We start from the raw sequence: 16,705 nt of genomic DNA, 5'->3' as shown, positions 1-16,705 counted from the left end.
TTTGCTAATTGATTGAATTTAATTACTTGGTGGGCATTACCCCAATAAACTTCTCGAACGCTTTAAAGTTCTTGTTTGGTGGGGCGAATAATCATTTCATTGACATCGACATCATCTGGTTGTTCGATCGCATAGGTAATGGCGCGAGCGATCGCATCTGCATCTATAGCTATGTCGTACATTTTGTCGACGTTTTTGGCGGTTTCATCGTGAGTAATCGTATTGGTTAACTCTGTATTTACTGCCCCAGGAGAAATATTGGTCGAGCGAATTTTACCGTCTGATTCTAATCTAATGCCTTCGGAGATGGCTTTAACGGCAAATTTGGTGGCGCAATAAACTGTTCCCCCAGGAAATACTTTGTGTCCTGCTACAGAAGAAATATTGATGATATGACCCGATTCTTGTTGCAACATTACAGGCATCACCGCAGCAATATTATATAACACTCCTTTGATGTTTACATCGACCATAGTTTCCCATTCATCTACCTTAGTTTCTGCCAAGGGTGATAAGGGCATCAAACCCGCATTATTGATTAAAACATCGATGCGTCCGTAAGCTTCCTGAGTAGCTTTTACCAACCCTTCTACTTCCGAGCGTTCAGTCACGTCTGTTATGGTATATTTTGCTGTCCCGCCATCTTGTTCGATTTTTTTGACTAATTCTTGTAGACGATCTTCTCGTCGGGCAGTCAGCATCAATTTTGCTCCATTTTTAGCCAATCTCAGCGCTGTTGCTTCCCCCAGTCCGCTACTTGCACCCGTTATGATTACTACTTTGTTTTGAATGTCGGACATAATTTTTTGCTTGTTTTTGTTCTTACTAGTAGACCAGTCGTCTATTAACAAACCAACAATAGCTAAGAATTCAAATTTTTCTCTCTGGCTAAGGTTAGATCTTGAATCGATTGATCGCTAGTCAATAATTAAAATTTGCTCGAATAAAATATTGACAAAGTTCTCCATCGGCATCACCGATTTAGTAACTTTTGCTTGTAATATTGCTCCTTCCCAACTGGACAAAACAAACTTGGCTAAATTCGCCAAATCTCGACCGCTTTTAACCTCTCCTGCTTCTTCGGCAGATTCCAAACATTCAATTAAACGCAGTTCCCAGTCCGCAAAGACTTGACTAATGCGATCGCGAAACAATTCATTTTGAGCAGATAATTCTTGAGCTAAGTTACCCATTAAACAGCCATTAGTACAGTGACAATTTTTCATCTCTGCAATACCCAACTCAAAAAAGTTACGCAACCTAGTCAAAGAAGGAAATTGTTCGTTTTTGAGAGTTTTTTCCAGTTTATTTTGATATTGTTGGGCAAAATCTTCAATAATCGCCAGTCCAAAATCTTCTTTGCTAGCAAAATAATAGTAAAACGAACCTTTGGGAACGCCAGCAGCGATTAGTATGGCGTTAATACTAGCTGCTTTAAATCCTTGTTGGACGACAATTTGACTGCCAACCTGAATTAATAGATCCCGTTTTTTGGTACGTTTCATAATTATAATAGTAGACCAGTCGTCTAGGTTTGTCAAAGATCGGCAAAAATACCGTTCTTAAATTATTGAATTATGCTTAATATTCTAAGAATTACTATTTGAATTTTGTCATGTTGCTAGAGCTTGCGATCGCCGATGCCTATAGTGCGGAATTAATCGATTGTCCTTTAGAATTTGTAGTAGCCCACAACAACCTAGACACCTACGGGAAAAATGGAGACGAGGGAGTCTTCCCAGGATGCTATACAGCCATCACTCAAAGCAATATTGCGATCGCAAAAATGCTAATTCCAGGTCATCCTTGGGTCAAAGAATTTTTGGCTAATAGTTTGACAACCACATTCAAACAAGACCCCAGAATCCGCTACGGAGACGAGTTGGATAAATTACTGCAACAAGTTCGAGATGGGGGAGAATTAATCGATAAAATCGATCCATACCAAAATTTAGACGATCCCGCAGTGCGATCGATGCCCATCGGCATATTATCGACTCCTGAAGAAGTAATTAAAGCTAGCATGACTCATGGAGCTATTACTAATAATACCCCCGATAGTCTTTACGCCACGATCGCGGTGGGTTTAATGTGCCACTATTTTATTTATCGTTTGGGTAAAAAAGAACAGTTAAAAGATTTTTTAAATATCTACATCGTTACTGATTGGCTGGAGTCGGGAAAGACACCCAGCAAAAATTTAATTACTACCAAATATGCGATTGAAGCAGTAATTAAACATCATAGCCTGAGTCAATTATTGCAGCAGTGTGTTACTTTTTCTGGGAGGAGCGATCACATTAGTGCGATCGCTGTTGCTGCTGCTTCTTGTAGTCAGGAATACGAACGAGATTTGCCTCAATGTTTGTTCGATCGGTTGGAAAATAATTTATACGGTCGAGATTATTTAACTAGATTGGAGCAACAATTGTATCAAAACAAAGGCTGAGTTTGACTAGCTTGACTAGCTTGACTAGCTTGACTAGCTTGAGATTTAGCTCTAACTATCTCATCAAAATCGACATAAATTCTGCTTTCAGTTTCATTCAAAGCATTGCCCGTAGCACCCGATTTAATATCTAATAAAAGCTTAAGAGTTTCTCTAGCACTGACATCTTTTCTGAGAGTATAAAGCATACTTTCAGAGTCACAAGGGGAACTTTGAGAAGCCACCGCACAGATGACAGGCTGACGATTTACCGAACCAGTTGTAAAGTATTTTAGAGTACCAGCTTTGGCAAACTTTTCAAATTTTCGAGAAACTAAATTACAGCGAGTTTCGGGATCGAATTTATCGCCAAATTGAGTACTTTTCCATTCAATAATTTTAACCGAACCATGTCTCTGGGACTGTACGACAGTTGTCGGTATCCCACTAGAGCGATCGCACCTGAAAATAGGTGCTTCGCTGCGAACGGGAGTATTAGTAATTAGTGTAGTAGCAATAGTAAGAGTAAATGTCCCCGCCCAGGAAAGGTAAGATGCTGTTTTCATAATTGTAATAAGTATTAAAAAATAATGTACTACAATTATAGTTTCGAGATTTGAATTTTAGGCAAACATCTCAGAGATTTTATCAAATATTTTAATTTTCATGGGAGTTCTTTAAGGTAATTATAAATTTAAACTGTCTAATTAATTGCATTCAAATTATCGATCGCGGGTTGATAATTAGGATTGATTTCCAAAGCTTTCTCAAAAGATTGCTTGGCATCTTGATAGCGTTGTAATTTATATAAAGTAAAACCTATATTTGTCCAGGTATTATAATCCTTGGGATCTAATTCTAGAGCCTTATGATACGCAGTTAAAGATTCTTGATTGCGATCAATAGTTTCTAGAATCAAGCCTTTATTGCGCCAAGCAGGGGCAAAACTAGAATCGATCGCGATCGCTTTGTCCACCTCTTCTAAAGCCAACTCGTACTGTGATAATTCTAAAGCGATTAAAGCCCGATTGTTGTGCAATAAGGAGGAAGGAGTAATATTTTGATTTTCTCTCAATTCCACTGCTCGATCGAGAGATTTTAAAGCTGCCTCATATTCCTTTAGAGCAAAATACAATTCTCCCTGAAGCATCCAATCAGCCGAATTATTGCTATTGATCTCTAACGCCTTGTTTAATGCCGTTAAAGCTTCTGCTGGACGTTGTAGCTGTTGCAATGCCCCTGCTTTACAGCGAAAAGACTCGTATTTAATTTTAGTCGGCAATACATTGAGTTTGATCGCGCGATCGCAAGCCGTTAAAGCGCGGTCAAACTGGCGATCAAATCCCAAAGTAAAACCCTTGGCAAACCAAGCTAAATAGAGATCCTCTTCTAATTCAATAGCTCGTTCAAAAGAGCCTCGCGCCTCGGCAACTCTACCAATACGCCATAATTGATTGCCCTTTTCAATCCAGTGATAGGGATTGCTCTTGTCGGTGACAGAAAGAGGCGGTTGCCAAGATTTGAGATTATTTGAGTTTAAATTAGGAGGGGCAGTATTTTCTACGGATAGATAGTCATTGATTGGTCGATCGGCTGCCCAACTCAAAAAAGACTGAATTGGAATACCCAAACTAAGTCCTATCTTGATTTTGACTGAATTGCCTCCAACCTCATCAAGATACTGACGAATAATTTCATCCTCTTCCCCAATGACTCGACCATCACCCCTACCGTGAATCCCAATCAAACGCCCTGCGGTATCTACTACCGCCCCGCCACTCATCCCAGGGTGAGTTAAATTAGTATAAATTAGTTCGTAGCCGCCAAAGTTATCGTCAGGATTAGCAACATCTGGCGCAGAGACAGCACTAGCAGAATTATCAAATAAAAACCCTGGATTAAACACTCGCTTTTCTTCCCGCAAAGGCCATCCCGAAACATAAACATATTGCTTATTTTCTAAAGCATTACTGTTGCTATTGTTATCGTAGTCTCTGGGTTCGTAAAGTCGATAATTATATTGAGAAATAGTAGCAACGGGATAATCTCGATCGCTAGTAAATTGAATTAAAGCCAGGTCGATATTATTAGGTAATAGCTCGATGGCATCAACATCAACTTGATAGTCTTGGTTATCGTGAGTAATCAACCAAAGTTCTTCTCCCGCCCGAATATCATCGACTACGTGCCTTGCCGTCAGAACATAATAAACATTATTTTTCTTGCCCACAATTGCCCCCGAACCCCATGCACCATCGGGGTTTACCTTGACAGTAAAATGTTCAGCGATCGCTCTTGCGTCGGTTTGAATTGCAGTTTGAGCTAAAGTAGCCTGGGGCTGGATTAAAGCGATCGTTGCAGCCCCTAAGACTGTAGGTAAAAAATATTTCATCATAACAATCAATAAGTAACTAATTACCTAGGAAAAACCCCTCGATAAGCTGCTACACCTTCATAACCATATCGGTTGTAGCCTTTGGTTTGAATCAATTCTTCTAAATATTCCATTCTTTCTTTCGATGCTGGATGACTGGAGAGTAAAGATTTAGCCATATTTCCTTCTCCTTCTAATTGAGCGAGTTTTGCCATCACGTTATACAATCCATCCGCAGAATAACCCGCAGCATCTAGTACCCTGATACCTAAAACATCAGCCTGTTTTTCTTTCCCGCGACTGAATTTTTTATCGAGCAATAGTCCGCCCACATTAGCTATTGCGCCGACTTCTCTACCTGCCAAACCCGATAGAATATTCATTCCTGTATTGGTCAGTGCCGATTCTCCTAGTTGTTTATAACCGTGAGACAAGACAGCGTGGGCAACTTCATGAGCCATTACACCAGCTAATTCTGCCTCTGAATCCATTAATTCCAGCATTCCTGTATGAAAAAAGATTTTTCCTCCAGGTAAAGCAAAAGCATTAGGAGTCGGATCTTCGATGATATTGAATTCATATTCAAATTCATTACGACCCATTAATTTAGCTAGTTTGTTACCAATGCCTCGAATATATGACAACTGAACGGGGTCGGATATCATGTTAGCTTGGGCTTTATAGCTATTGGCGATCGCAGTACCCGTAGCAGATTCGCCTTGCAGCAACATCTGACCTAAGTTTATTCCTTGCGCTTCATTACCGATAGCAGCCTGACCGATACCGCCAAAAACGCTATTTCTGGCAATTTTAGATTTTAGTTTGCTTTGATATTTTTTGAAATATTCGTCCGCAGCACTTTGGTAGGTAGAAGATTTAGGGGAATTAGGATAGCTATAGACAAATTCCCTAGATGCGATCGAGGCTTCTAAAGGTTCGCCATAGGCTAGCAATAATTCGATTCTTTTATCTAAGATATCTTCTCTGCTAGGATACATTTGAGATGCGAATTCTATAGTATTTAAAGCGTCATCTCCCCAACCATAGAGGTCGTAAGTGTCTGCCAGTAAGATATGTGCGGGGACAAACTGAGGATAATTGTCGACCAAGCTTTCTAAGGGTTCAAAAATTCTGGTTTCAACTTCTTTGTCATCTTGAGGATCTTCTTTAATAGCTTGAGTGGCAGTATCCCAATCTTGTCGGGCGACAGTAGGTAATTTTGCTATATCGCTAACTGCTACAGGTACAGAATTAGATGCGGGAAAATCGGGCTTTACTTTCTGTTGAATTCGCTTGGCTGTTTGTAGATCTCCCTGCTTATAAAAACGATCTGCTTCCAACATCGCCGAGTAATAGTTATTACCGTAATTAGTGTTGAGGAAATTTTGAGCAATGATTGAGGTTTGAGAATCAACTCTATTGCCCAAAGAAAGGATTAAGGTGCAGCTAAATAATATTAATAAGAACTTGTTGCGGACAATTTGGTTAAATTTAATCATATTGTTGCTTCTTTATTTTATGTAGGGCGATCGCTAATTATTAATGGATAGATTTTTGGCAAATTAAGTTCATTAATTAGCAATTATTAACATACGAAACGGATTTAATCTAATATGCCCTAAAATAAATACTTTTGAATCAAGGCTTGCCATGGAGAAGACGAGGTAAGTTCCATTACATCAAAACTCGTGCCATATTCAGCAGAATAGTTTTTGAAAGATTCAATCCAATTGATAATAATTTCTGTGGGATATTTTTGACTATAATTGCCCGATTTAGCCAGAAAGTCACACATTTCCTGAAGATGTCCCGTTTGCTGAAGTCGCCAAGCACTCCAGACAAGACTTTGGTAGCGAGAATCTGCTTCTAAGCTTTTTACTTTTGAGGGTAAATTAGGTTGGGTAAAAAATCGTTCTAATATTCGATCTAATTCTTTAGCTTGCAACAGGCTATTTTTAGAAGCGTTAGTTTCGTGTTGCCGATATTTTACGGTGGTTTGTTTGACCCAAGCAGCGGTACATCCTATAGCTGCTAAACGGAGGACTAGGTCGACATCTGGGGTTTGTTCGAGGTTGGGATTGAATCCTGCGGTGCGTTGCAGCCAAGATCGCCTAAATAACATTGCACCCAAAAAAACAGGTTTCCAGATAATTAAATCGGCTAAACTAAGCTGAGGTATTTTTTTCCAAGGTTCGACGGCTGCTTGGATTTTGCCATAGCGATCGACAATTTGCCAGCCACTATTAACCATACCCAAGGAAGGATTTGAATCCAATAAAGCTACTTGAACCGCCAGTTTATCGGGCAAAAAAACGTCGTCTTGGTCTAAAAAAGCAATATATTCCCCTTCTGCCTTGCTCAATCCGAGATTGCGACTTACAGCTACTCCTTGATTGGTTTGGCTAAAGTATTTAACTTGATCGCCATATTTTTGAATTACTCGATGGGTATTATCAGTAGAACCATCATCGATCGCAATAATCTCGTAGTCAGTGTAGGTTTGAGTTAGAACGCTGACGATCGCATCTTCAATATAGCGATCGCCATTGTAACCAGGAATAATTACACTAACTTTAACCATCGGTTTTTTTATTGTTAAAAATAATTGCGATCGGAGAATAAATCGCTCAATATAAGACTATTTTTTGATAGAAACTCATTTACTCCATCAAGATAATCAAATAATCGATCTGTATTATTTTCTGTCCCTAATACGGCACGACCGCTATTAAACAAATCTACGACTGAATCTCGTTTGATCGAATTCCAATTATTATTAATATAAAATAATTTATCTAATTCAAAAATAATACTATCATTATTTGAGCCTAAAATTTCTTCCTCATCTCGATCGTTGCCATTTCCACCATTTATATAAAATTCAGTACGGTCTATCACAGCTTGACCTACTTCCCTGCCAATTTCTCTACCGTTGAGATCTCCTTGACTAAAGTGAATGCCACCATAAAGACGAGACATACCTGCTTGATCCGCAGCTTCGGAAAAAGTATCCCAATCTAAAGTTATCGCCTCCATCGGCATAATATCTGGTTCAAAGCGAGATTCTCCTGGGTTGAAAGTAACAGAAGCCCCAAAATAATCCCTACCAGTATATTCCCGCAACACTTCTGCGGACGCAGCACTAAAAGCACTATGACCAGATGTGTATTCAGCAAAGGGTGGAGAATAATCGGCATGAGGAGTTTGATAGGTAATAAAATCTTCAGCTAAAATCTTTTCTGTCCCCGATCCATAATCGCCGTAGGCTTCAATCGCATAACCATCGAGTTGTTCATCGTACTCTCCGATTAAGTCCAATTTCCCCAATTCTCTGATTGCGCTGACGGGACGAGTATAGTCGTAATAGACTTTAGATTCCCAAGTAGCAATTCCCGCATCAAAAACCGCATTGCCCAAAGTAAAAAACATGCGTGCATCTTCATCGAGAGTGTTATCATCTCGCGCCGAAACATATTGCCCAAAAGTCATCCAAGTCCCAGGGGGAAAAGAAGTCCCCCCACCATCTTCCCAGAATTCAGCAATCAGCTTTTGTTCGTCGGTGAGGTTGGCACTGTAGTCTATTACCTCTTCTGTTTGAGCGATAAATTCAGGATTAATAATTGTCCCGATTAATGCGGGAGAAATATCTAACTCGATGCCATCTTCAAGAGTAATCGTTTTGGCTTGTAGATCTACCTCGCCTGCTACTAATAAAAAAGGTTCGGGGGGAGCGGGACGAAAGCGATCGCCACGATCAACAGAAAAGGTAGTAACTCGTCCCCAATGAGGAGTTAAAAATGATTGAGCGATCGCTTTTCCATCATCAAAGGTTAGAATATCTGGAGTCCACGAATCGATTTGGGTGATATTTCCTGGATCGTTGATGGGTTGATAGTTGGTATAGTCAGAATAGGGTGTGCCGTCGCCATTTATTTCTCTACCTAATTGATTAGCACCATCGCGATCGCGATAATCTAATAAAGCTTCGGCTGAAATAATCCCGATACCTGGAGGGGTAGTAGGATCGGGAGATTCTAGGTCAATTAGAGTAGTTTCATAACCCAAATCGGACATTACTCGGTCAAAAATTGCCTTGTGTTCGGGAAATAGAGCGATCGATACGACATAGGCAGAATAACTCATAGCTTCGGTTTTATTAGCTAAAGTATTCTCTGCTTCAGGACGTTGTAAATCGTCATTTAAGTTGGTAGAAATCGGTATATTTTCATAAGCCGACCAAGCATCATAGACCGCAGTATGCACCATTCCATAAGCACGAGAAGCAATAGTAGGGCCAGAAATTGCTTTGATGACAGCTTGTTGTATTGCTCGATCCCAAATAACAGAAATTGTTGGGGAAGGATCGTCAACCGTGACTAATTGAGTTTCTGGATTTAGGTTTAATTGCAGATTATCCATATATTTTCGCCATAAAAATAAAACGACTGCCCAAATTTCAAGATCTAGGCGATCGCTGTAGAACTATTACAGAACTATTTAGGTAAGGTTTTTGTCGATTAATTTTTAACGATTAATTGCTTGTTGTTAGCTAACTCTGAATATAAAAGTTCTAACTTAGTAATGTTTTGGCGTAAAGTGTATCTTTCTAAAACCCTTTGTCGAGCTTTGTTACCCAAAAGACTGGTCATTTCAGGATGATTGTGAAACAGGGGCAATAATATCTTTAATTGGGCGGTAACTCCTTGAGTATTTAATACGACTCCCGCACCATTTTCCAACACTTCTCCATCAGCACCAGCATCAGTAGCCAAACAAGCCACCCCGCAAGACATAGCCTCTAGTAAAGAGATCGATAAACCTTCTACCAAAGAAGGCAAAATAAAAACATCTGCTGCTCTTAAGATATTAATGCGCTGTTGTTCTTCCGATACAAAACCCAGCCAAATAATATTATGCTCTTTGCCATAATCCCGCTGGAGAGAGGCTCTATTGGGGCCATCTCCGACCATCAATAATTGGCAATCATCCCCCAGATCTACTAGTTTCCAAGCCTTAAGGAGAGCTTCGATATTTTTTTCTGTAGCAATACGCCCTTGATAAACAAACAGTTTTTTGGTTTGTAGTTGATACTTGAGATTAGAATAGCCAGGGGAATATTTCTGTTCGTCCACCCCGTTGGGTATGACAGCCACGCGATCGCCTGGTACATGAAGTTTGATCAATAAATCGCGTTGGATTTCACTAAAGACGATTACCCTGTCATAGCGAGCTAAAAACGGCGCGTATAGCTGATAGGTTAAGTATTGGGTACTAGACTTTAGATTGCGGATTTTGCTGTCAAAAGGGGGGTGAAAAGTAGCTACCAGAGGAATATTTAACTCCTCACAGATGTCTGGCAACAAAAAATCTAGGGGAGATAGAGTCAAAGAAGCATGAACCAAATCTGGTTTTAATTTGCGGAGCGATCGCAATAAAACCTTGCTGGATTTTAGGGTAGGTATGGTATAAATCTGAGACTTATACATAAAAGGGAGGGGAATATCGCGACAATTTGACCAGTTGTGATGATTTTTGGCATATTCTTCGTGATGTTCGTAACTTCCCTGGGGTTGAGAGAAATGCAAAAAGCTGACCCGATAGTCTCTATCTAACAGCGCGTTAGTAATCTCGCGACCATAGGTTACATTGCCACAAAAAGGTGATTTTTTTCCCAGCCAAGCGATATGCATTCAAAAGCTCTTTGTTCTAGGCAACTACAACAGATAATTGAGGTTTAATTAGTATTGTTAACTAATTATTAGTATTTATCAGCTTTAGTTAATTTACCAGATTGCGGTATCTTCAGTTACCAGTTATCGGAATAACCAGTAACCAAGAGTTACTAATCTTCATTTCGCATCATGTACCAAGTTAAGACTCCTCCCAAGAGGGCGATCGCCGCTAAGCCTAAGATAACTAAGGGTAATCCAAAGCGAGTCTCGGCTTCTGCTGCTAGCACCAAAGGTAAAGATAAAGCAATATTCACGGCATTATTTTGCAAGCCAAATACTTTACCCCTCATTTCTACAGGGGTTTTGGATTGGATCGTGGTTTGCATGGGTACGCCGACTAAAGCAGCAAATGCACCCAACAATACTGTCATAACTAGAGCAAACCAAAGGTTTTGAGTCGCGAAAGACAATCCCGTCAGAGATCCAGCCACCCCAATTGAACCGATCAGACTCAAACGGGAACGACTAATGTTTTGTCCTTTACTACCCAAGATAGCTGCGCTTGCTCCCATACCAACTCCTGCTGCTGCAAGCAAAAAGCCAAATTGCTCCGCTTCTATTTGAGGAATGCGATCGGCAATACTTACGGCGAGGATAACCAAAGCTGCAAAGATCGAAAATAGGATAACTAACTGAATTAAAGCATTGCGGACGCGCTGATTTTTCCCTAAATATTTGATGCCATCTTTAATATCTTGCCAAGGATGGGGTTGTTCCTTCTCAGAATCTTGTAATTTTTCTCCTGTTTGCAATGCGAGAAGAATAATCCCAGCGATCGCATAAGCTCCCCCGACCAATATTTCTTTACCAATTCCATTGCCTAAACCTGCCTGCAAACCGAGATTGTCGGCAATATGTAACAGTGGTTCGCCAATGGCAAAGCCAACAATTAGTAATGCCATCATGGTGGTGGTGTAGAGGGAATTGGCAGCTAATAAGTTGCAGTCATCAACAATTAAAGGAATTACCGCTTGTTCTGCGGGGGCAAAAAACTGTGTAAAGGTCGATACGGCGAAGGTAATAGCCAACATCAAGCCAAAACCCAGAGGAATAATGTCTAAAATAGTTTTGCCCTGAGAAAATAGCAATACAGCAGGTAATGCTAATACCAAAACACCTCGGATTAAATTGGAGATAACTAAAATAGATTTTTTTTGCCAACGATCTACATATACTCCTGCCAAAGAACCAAATAAAACCGCAGGAATGGTAAAGGCGATGGTGATGGGAGATACCCATTTACTGATGGGTTGACCTGGTAATTGAAATTGATTGGCGACGATCGCAATGGTCAATACTAGATAGATTTTATCTGCTAATTGAGAAAATATTTGACCGCCCCATAAAATCAGAAAGCGGTTATTTTTAAATACAGGAGCAAACCCCTGAGAATCTGGCTGTTCTAATATATTTTCTGGCTCTAAAGATGTTTCTGATTCGGACAGTCGCATTATATTTTGACTTTAAAACTCAACGTATAGGTTATCTACTAGATTAGCCGAACGAATCGTCTTACCCGTATGATATTGGATATATTCTCGCAAAATTCTTTCAACTCTAATCCAAGCTATTTCAAGATCTGTATCTGAATAATTTTCTAGAGATGGCAATCCATTACGATTTAATTGTTGCAATAAATCTAATTCTAACCCGCCAAGGCGATAATTAATTTTAGGCAGACGGTTGTTATAACGAGCTTCTAAATCTTCGTCTCGATTAGTTCTATCTTTTGCTCGTGCTGCTTGAAATGCTTGTAAATCGAGAATTCCTCCCCCTTCAAAACTAAAGCCTACCTCCCAGGCAAAAGTAGTCATATTAGGCTCGATCTCTGTCTGAGTTAGATAGCAATTAAACACTTGAGGAGATAAACCTGCGATCGCCGTTAAATGAAATACGGCTTGAGATAAATAAGGATAGATCGACTCGTTGCGATCGCAACTTTCTATTCTGCGGAGGTGTTCGTTGAGCAACTCATATAATTCTGGTTGGGGTTGCTCGTCTACTGCCAGAGATAAAGCCAATTCTGCTAAATATTGAGCGGAAGCTAGTTTCCCCAGATCTTTACTCAAGCCAGGGTAGGTATAGACAGTATCCGCTTGAATTAGCTTATCAAGAGATTTTCCTCTAATGATCAACAAGTCATTAATTACAAATAATTGCGTCCTTCCCCGCAAACTGGACTTATGCTTTTTTGCCCCTGGTGCAACGGCTCTAATTAGACCATATTCGGGAGTTAATATCGTTACCAAGCGATCGTTTTCCTTAATCGACGAGCCTTTTAAAATAATTCCTCTGGCTTTATATTTTTGGCTCATTGTTTATTTAGCTAATACTTATTATTTGCTATTTACTTAATACTCTCACTTTGTTGACGCAACAAATCCACCCCGCGAGAAGTTCCCAAACGAGTTGCTCCTGCCTGAATTAAAGCGATCGCTTGTTCGTAGGTACGAATTCCGCCAGAAGCTTTGATGCCAATTTGTCCCTTGGTAATTTTGGCTAATATTTCGACATCTTCTACCGTAGCACCGCCAAACCAGCCAGTACTAGTTTTAAGATAAGCTGCCCCCGCATCCATACATATTTCTGCTGCTAGTATTTTTTCTTCGTTAGTCAAGACGGTAGTTTCGAGAATGGCTTTGACTACTTGCCCTGTTTCCGAGCAGATTTGCGCTATTTCTTCATATACTTGCTTCGTTTTGCCCGATTTGAGCCAACCAAGATTGATAACTACATCTAGCTCCGTTGCACCATTTTCTACCACTTCTTGAGCTTCATAGAGCTTGACGGAGGAAGTGACAGCACCGCTAGGAAAACCAATCACAGTACAGAGGTTAGGTTGTTTGTCGTGTAATAATTCCCTGGCTTGTATGACAGCAACAGGATAGACGCAGACGGCGGGAAAGTTATATTGCCAAGCATCCTGGCATAGTTTTTTGATTTCGTCGGGAATGGCACTGGGTTTGAGGAGGGTATGATCGATATAGGTAGCGATATCAATGTTTAAGTCGGTGATGGGCATAAAAATTTGATTATATTAATTAATATTATTTCTTCCTAATAATTTATCCCGTAATTTTAAAATGCGATCGCGATATTTAGCAGCCTCTTCAAATTCTAAATTTTTAGCTGCATCTTTCATTCTGGCTTCTAGTTGTTCAATTAATTCAGGAATTTTTTCGAGGGGGAGATCGTAAGATTTTTCGTAAACTTCCTCTAGTTGTTCGGAACTCAAACGACGGGATATATCCAAGAAAGCTAGAATCGAATTCTCTTCATTTTTAATAATTGCTTTAGGAGTAATATCGTGCATCTTGTTATATGCAATCTGAATATTACGCCTTCTTTCTGTTTCTTCGATCGCCCTTGCCATACTTTTAGTTAAGTTATCGGCATATAAAATAGCCTGTCCTTGAATGTGTCTAGCAGCCCGACCAATAGTTTGAATAATCGAACTTTCCGATCGCAAGAATCCTTCTTTATCGGCATCAAGAATTGCCACCAAAGATACCTCGGGCAAATCCAAACCTTCTCGCAATAAATTAACCCCAATTAAAACATCAAACTCTCCTTTTCTTAAAGATTGCAAGATTTCTATTCTTTCAATCGATTTGATTTCTGAATGTAGATACTGCACCTTAACATCTCGTTCGGCAAAATATTCACTCAGATCTTCTGCCATCTTTTTCGTCAGGGTAGTAATTAAAACTCGCTCTTCTTTAATTGTTCTGGTGCGAATTTCTCCTAATAAATCGTCGACTTGTCCGTCAGTAGGACGAACTAATATTTCGGGATCGATCACTCCTGTCGGGCGAATAATTTGTTGGGCGATTCTATCTTCTGACTGTTCTAATTCCCATTTTGCAGGAGTAGCAGAAACAAAGATACATTGATTTACTTTCTGCCAAAATTCATCGGCTTGTAAAGGACGATTGTCCGCAGCAGAAGGCAATCTAAAACCATGTTCGATTAAGGTTTTTTTGCGGGCGCGATCGCCATTATACATCCCTCTTAATTGAGGTACGCTAACGTGGGATTCATCGATGACCAATAACCAATCATCGGGGAAATAATCGACCAAACATTCTGGTGCATCTCCTGGATTTTTTCCTGCTAGATGTCGGGAATAATTTTCTACCCCATTACAATAACCAACCTCTTGTAATAGTTCGAGATCGTAACGACATCTTTGTTCTAATCTTTGGGCTTCTAATAGTTTATTATTAGTTTCTAATTCAATTAAACGTTCTTCCAATTCTTGTTTAATATTCAAACAAGCAGATTCCAATCTTTCTTGGGGCGTAACAAAGTGACGGGCGGGATAAATACTAATATTATTCATACTATGTAAAACTTCTCCCGTCACGGGATCTACATAGCGCAAAGCTTCTATTTCATCGCCAAAAAATTCAATCCGAATTATCCGATCTTCGTAAGCAGGAACAATCTCTAACACATCTCCTTTGACCCTAAACCGACCCCGTTCTAGTTCGATATCATTACGAGAATATTGTACTGTTACCAAGTCCCGCAACAATTCTCGTTGATCTATTTCCATCCCCAATTCTAAAGGTACGGCAGCTTTAAGATATTCGGCGGGCATTCCCAAACCATAAATACAACTAATTGATGCCACAACAATTACATCTTTGCGTTCAAAAAGCGATCGCGTTGCTGAGTGGCGCAACATATCTATTTCGTCGTTGATGGAGGCAGTTTTCTCAATATAAGTATCGCTGACGGGAATATATGCCTCTGGTTGATAGTAGTCATAATAACTAACAAAATATTCCACTGCATTGTCAGGAAAAAATTGTCTCAACTCATTACATAATTGTGCTGCTAAAGTTTTATTATGGGCCAAAACTAAAGTCGGCTTCTGGACATTTTGAATTACATTAGCAATGGAAAAAGTTTTACCCGTACCCGTTGCACCTAATAAAGTCTGGAAACGATTATTTGCTTGTAGAAATTCCGTCAATTGGGCGATCGCACTTGGTTGATCCCCTTGGGGTTCAAAGGGTGAATGTAAATTAAACAAGCTCATTAATTATCTTTCTAATATCTTTAATTTAATCGTCCATTTGCCAAGGTTCGGTTAAATTACCTTCATCTAATATTTTCTTGGGACGAAGAATTAATACTAGTTGTCCGACGATTGTTTCTGTGGGTTCGGTTTCAAACCAGCAAATTTCTAGCTTACCGCCTCTTTCTACCACAAAATAACTATTAACATCCCAAGTAGTGCTGGCACGATCCAACATAATCAATACCTCTTCCACCCTACCCGATAAGGATTTGGGTAAGCGATCGCTTTTACAAAAGTAAGTAACGGGATCTTGGGCTTTAAGAACTACCTGCCAACCAGGAACTGGTACGTAACTACCATCTTTGGCAGTTATATTACCAAAAGGTTGCTGAATTTCTACTTGATTTACCGCTGCTATTTCTTGGCTATTGAGAGGATAACTACCAGCTAAAGGAACAATGCGAGGTAATTCTTCCTCCGTTTCCAAACGATAGAGGGGCAATAGAGGTTCGGAAACAGCTTTGGAGACACTGAAGTCACTTAACAGTTTTTCGATCGCATTTCTGGCACTTTCAGAATGAGCAAATTTTAAACCTTGAGCGATTAAACGCGATCGCTGTTGCAGATCTTTTTGACTTTTTGCTCTTTTCCAAGATAGATATGCCACCCAATCTCCTGGGTGATTCATAAAGGATTCGGGTAACTGAGACATCCGCGAAACATCTCTCATTGCCTTAGTTACCAAGTGCGCCCCATCAATGTTCAACCGCTTTTTATAAGCCAAAATAGCAGCATCTACTCTTTGTTTTTGGTTGAGCAAGCGAAATTCATATAATACGTCGCTACGAGGTCCTTTAAAATAATCTAAGACTTCTGGTGCTACTCCTTCATCTATCAAGTTATTAAAAACCTGAGAAGCCACAATCACTTGATTCTGCTGGCTATTTTGAAATCCCGTATCTTCAAAAATTTTCAGGGTACTATATCCTGCTTTTTGTAGCTTTTGACAGGTTTTGCCCCATTCTACCCAAGTACCTTCCTTGTGCAACAGCGATCGCATCATCTCCTGTACTTCGGCTTCTGAGATCTTGTCTTTACTATCCTGTGGAATACTACTCATATCTCTGCTTTGCTTCTTATGA

14 protein-coding genes are annotated in these 16,705 nt (G+C 39.8%); 1 reads left to right on the top strand and 13 read right to left on the bottom strand.

All coding sequences use genetic code 11. The features are described from left to right. Positions 1 to 62: 62 nt before the first annotated feature. Both I4641_RS09865 and I4641_RS09860 read right to left on the bottom strand, forming a co-directional pair. Entirely contained in the window at positions 63 to 800 is a 738-nt protein-coding gene (locus I4641_RS09865) for an SDR family oxidoreductase (protein WP_229640349.1), read from the bottom strand. 117 nt (positions 801 to 917) lie between these two features. Further along, positions 918 to 1,505 carry a TetR/AcrR family transcriptional regulator gene (locus I4641_RS09860; protein WP_229640348.1) on the bottom strand — a complete coding sequence of 196 codons (588 nt, stop codon included), beginning with the start codon at positions 1,503 to 1,505 and terminating at the stop codon, positions 918 to 920. A gap of 110 nt (positions 1,506 to 1,615) precedes the next feature. Here I4641_RS09860 and I4641_RS09855 point away from each other — a divergent pair, with 110 nt between their 5' ends. Continuing rightward, positions 1,616 to 2,449 carry an ADP-ribosylglycohydrolase family protein gene (locus tag I4641_RS09855; protein ID WP_229640347.1) on the top strand — a complete coding sequence of 278 codons (834 nt, stop codon included), beginning with the start codon at positions 1,616 to 1,618 and terminating at the stop codon, positions 2,447 to 2,449. Here the strand turns inward: I4641_RS09855 and I4641_RS09850 are convergent. The 11 genes from I4641_RS09850 to I4641_RS09800 all read right to left on the bottom strand — a co-directional run bounded on the left by I4641_RS09850 (position 2,434) and on the right by I4641_RS09800 (position 16,683). Next, positions 2,434 to 2,994: a COP23 domain-containing protein gene (locus I4641_RS09850; RefSeq protein WP_229640346.1), complete on the bottom strand. Its 561-nt coding sequence runs from the start codon at positions 2,992 to 2,994 to the stop codon at positions 2,434 to 2,436. The two genes, I4641_RS09855 and I4641_RS09850, sit on opposite strands and share 16 nt — an antisense overlap. Positions 2,995 to 3,131: 137 nt before the next feature. Next, entirely contained in the window at positions 3,132 to 4,823 is a 1,692-nt protein-coding gene (locus I4641_RS09845) for a tetratricopeptide repeat-containing S1 family peptidase (RefSeq protein WP_229640345.1), read from the bottom strand. A 20-nt stretch (positions 4,824 to 4,843) separates the two neighbouring features. Further along, entirely contained in the window at positions 4,844 to 6,301 is a 1,458-nt protein-coding gene (locus I4641_RS09840) for a M48 family metallopeptidase (protein ID WP_229640344.1), read from the bottom strand. 119 nt (positions 6,302 to 6,420) lie between these two features. Next, positions 6,421 to 7,383 (bottom strand): glycosyltransferase family 2 protein, encoded by a 963-nt coding sequence (locus I4641_RS09835; RefSeq protein WP_229640343.1) that lies wholly within the window; start codon positions 7,381 to 7,383, stop codon positions 6,421 to 6,423. Positions 7,384 to 7,397: 14 nt separating this feature from the next. Further along, the gene (locus I4641_RS09830) at positions 7,398 to 9,221 is read right to left on the bottom strand and encodes a vanadium-dependent haloperoxidase (RefSeq protein WP_229640342.1); all 1,824 of its coding nucleotides are present in this window, start codon (positions 9,219 to 9,221) and stop codon (positions 7,398 to 7,400) included. A 98-nt stretch (positions 9,222 to 9,319) separates the two neighbouring features. Beyond that, complete coding sequence (locus tag I4641_RS09825) at positions 9,320 to 10,492, bottom strand: glycosyltransferase family 4 protein (RefSeq protein ID WP_229640341.1); 1,173 nt, start codon at positions 10,490 to 10,492, stop codon at positions 9,320 to 9,322. A gap of 152 nt (positions 10,493 to 10,644) precedes the next feature. Beyond that, the gene (locus I4641_RS09820) at positions 10,645 to 11,985 is read right to left on the bottom strand and encodes an MFS transporter (RefSeq protein ID WP_229640340.1); all 1,341 of its coding nucleotides are present in this window, start codon (positions 11,983 to 11,985) and stop codon (positions 10,645 to 10,647) included. A 12-nt stretch (positions 11,986 to 11,997) separates the two neighbouring features. Next, positions 11,998 to 12,849, bottom strand: a complete 852-nt coding sequence (gene recO, locus I4641_RS09815) for a DNA repair protein RecO (RefSeq protein ID WP_229640339.1) — start codon at positions 12,847 to 12,849, stop codon at positions 11,998 to 12,000. 32 nt (positions 12,850 to 12,881) lie between these two features. Next, the gene (deoC, locus tag I4641_RS09810; RefSeq protein WP_229640338.1) at positions 12,882 to 13,556 is read right to left on the bottom strand and encodes a deoxyribose-phosphate aldolase; all 675 of its coding nucleotides are present in this window, start codon (positions 13,554 to 13,556) and stop codon (positions 12,882 to 12,884) included. A gap of 15 nt (positions 13,557 to 13,571) precedes the next feature. Next, positions 13,572 to 15,581 carry an excinuclease ABC subunit UvrB gene (gene uvrB, locus I4641_RS09805; RefSeq protein ID WP_229640335.1) on the bottom strand — a complete coding sequence of 670 codons (2,010 nt, stop codon included), beginning with the start codon at positions 15,579 to 15,581 and terminating at the stop codon, positions 13,572 to 13,574. Positions 15,582 to 15,606: 25 nt separating this feature from the next. Next, on the bottom strand, positions 15,607 to 16,683 hold the full coding sequence (locus I4641_RS09800; RefSeq protein WP_229640333.1) for a RuBisCO accumulation factor 1: 1,077 nt from the start codon (positions 16,681 to 16,683) through the stop codon (positions 15,607 to 15,609). Positions 16,684 to 16,705: the final 22 nt, after the last annotated feature.

Source organism: Waterburya agarophytonicola KI4, assembly GCF_020640915.1.
GTDB classification, from domain to species: Bacteria; Cyanobacteriota; Cyanobacteriia; order Cyanobacteriales; family Xenococcaceae; genus Waterburya; species Waterburya agarophytonicola.
This window is presented reverse-complemented; position numbering and strand designations above follow the sequence as displayed.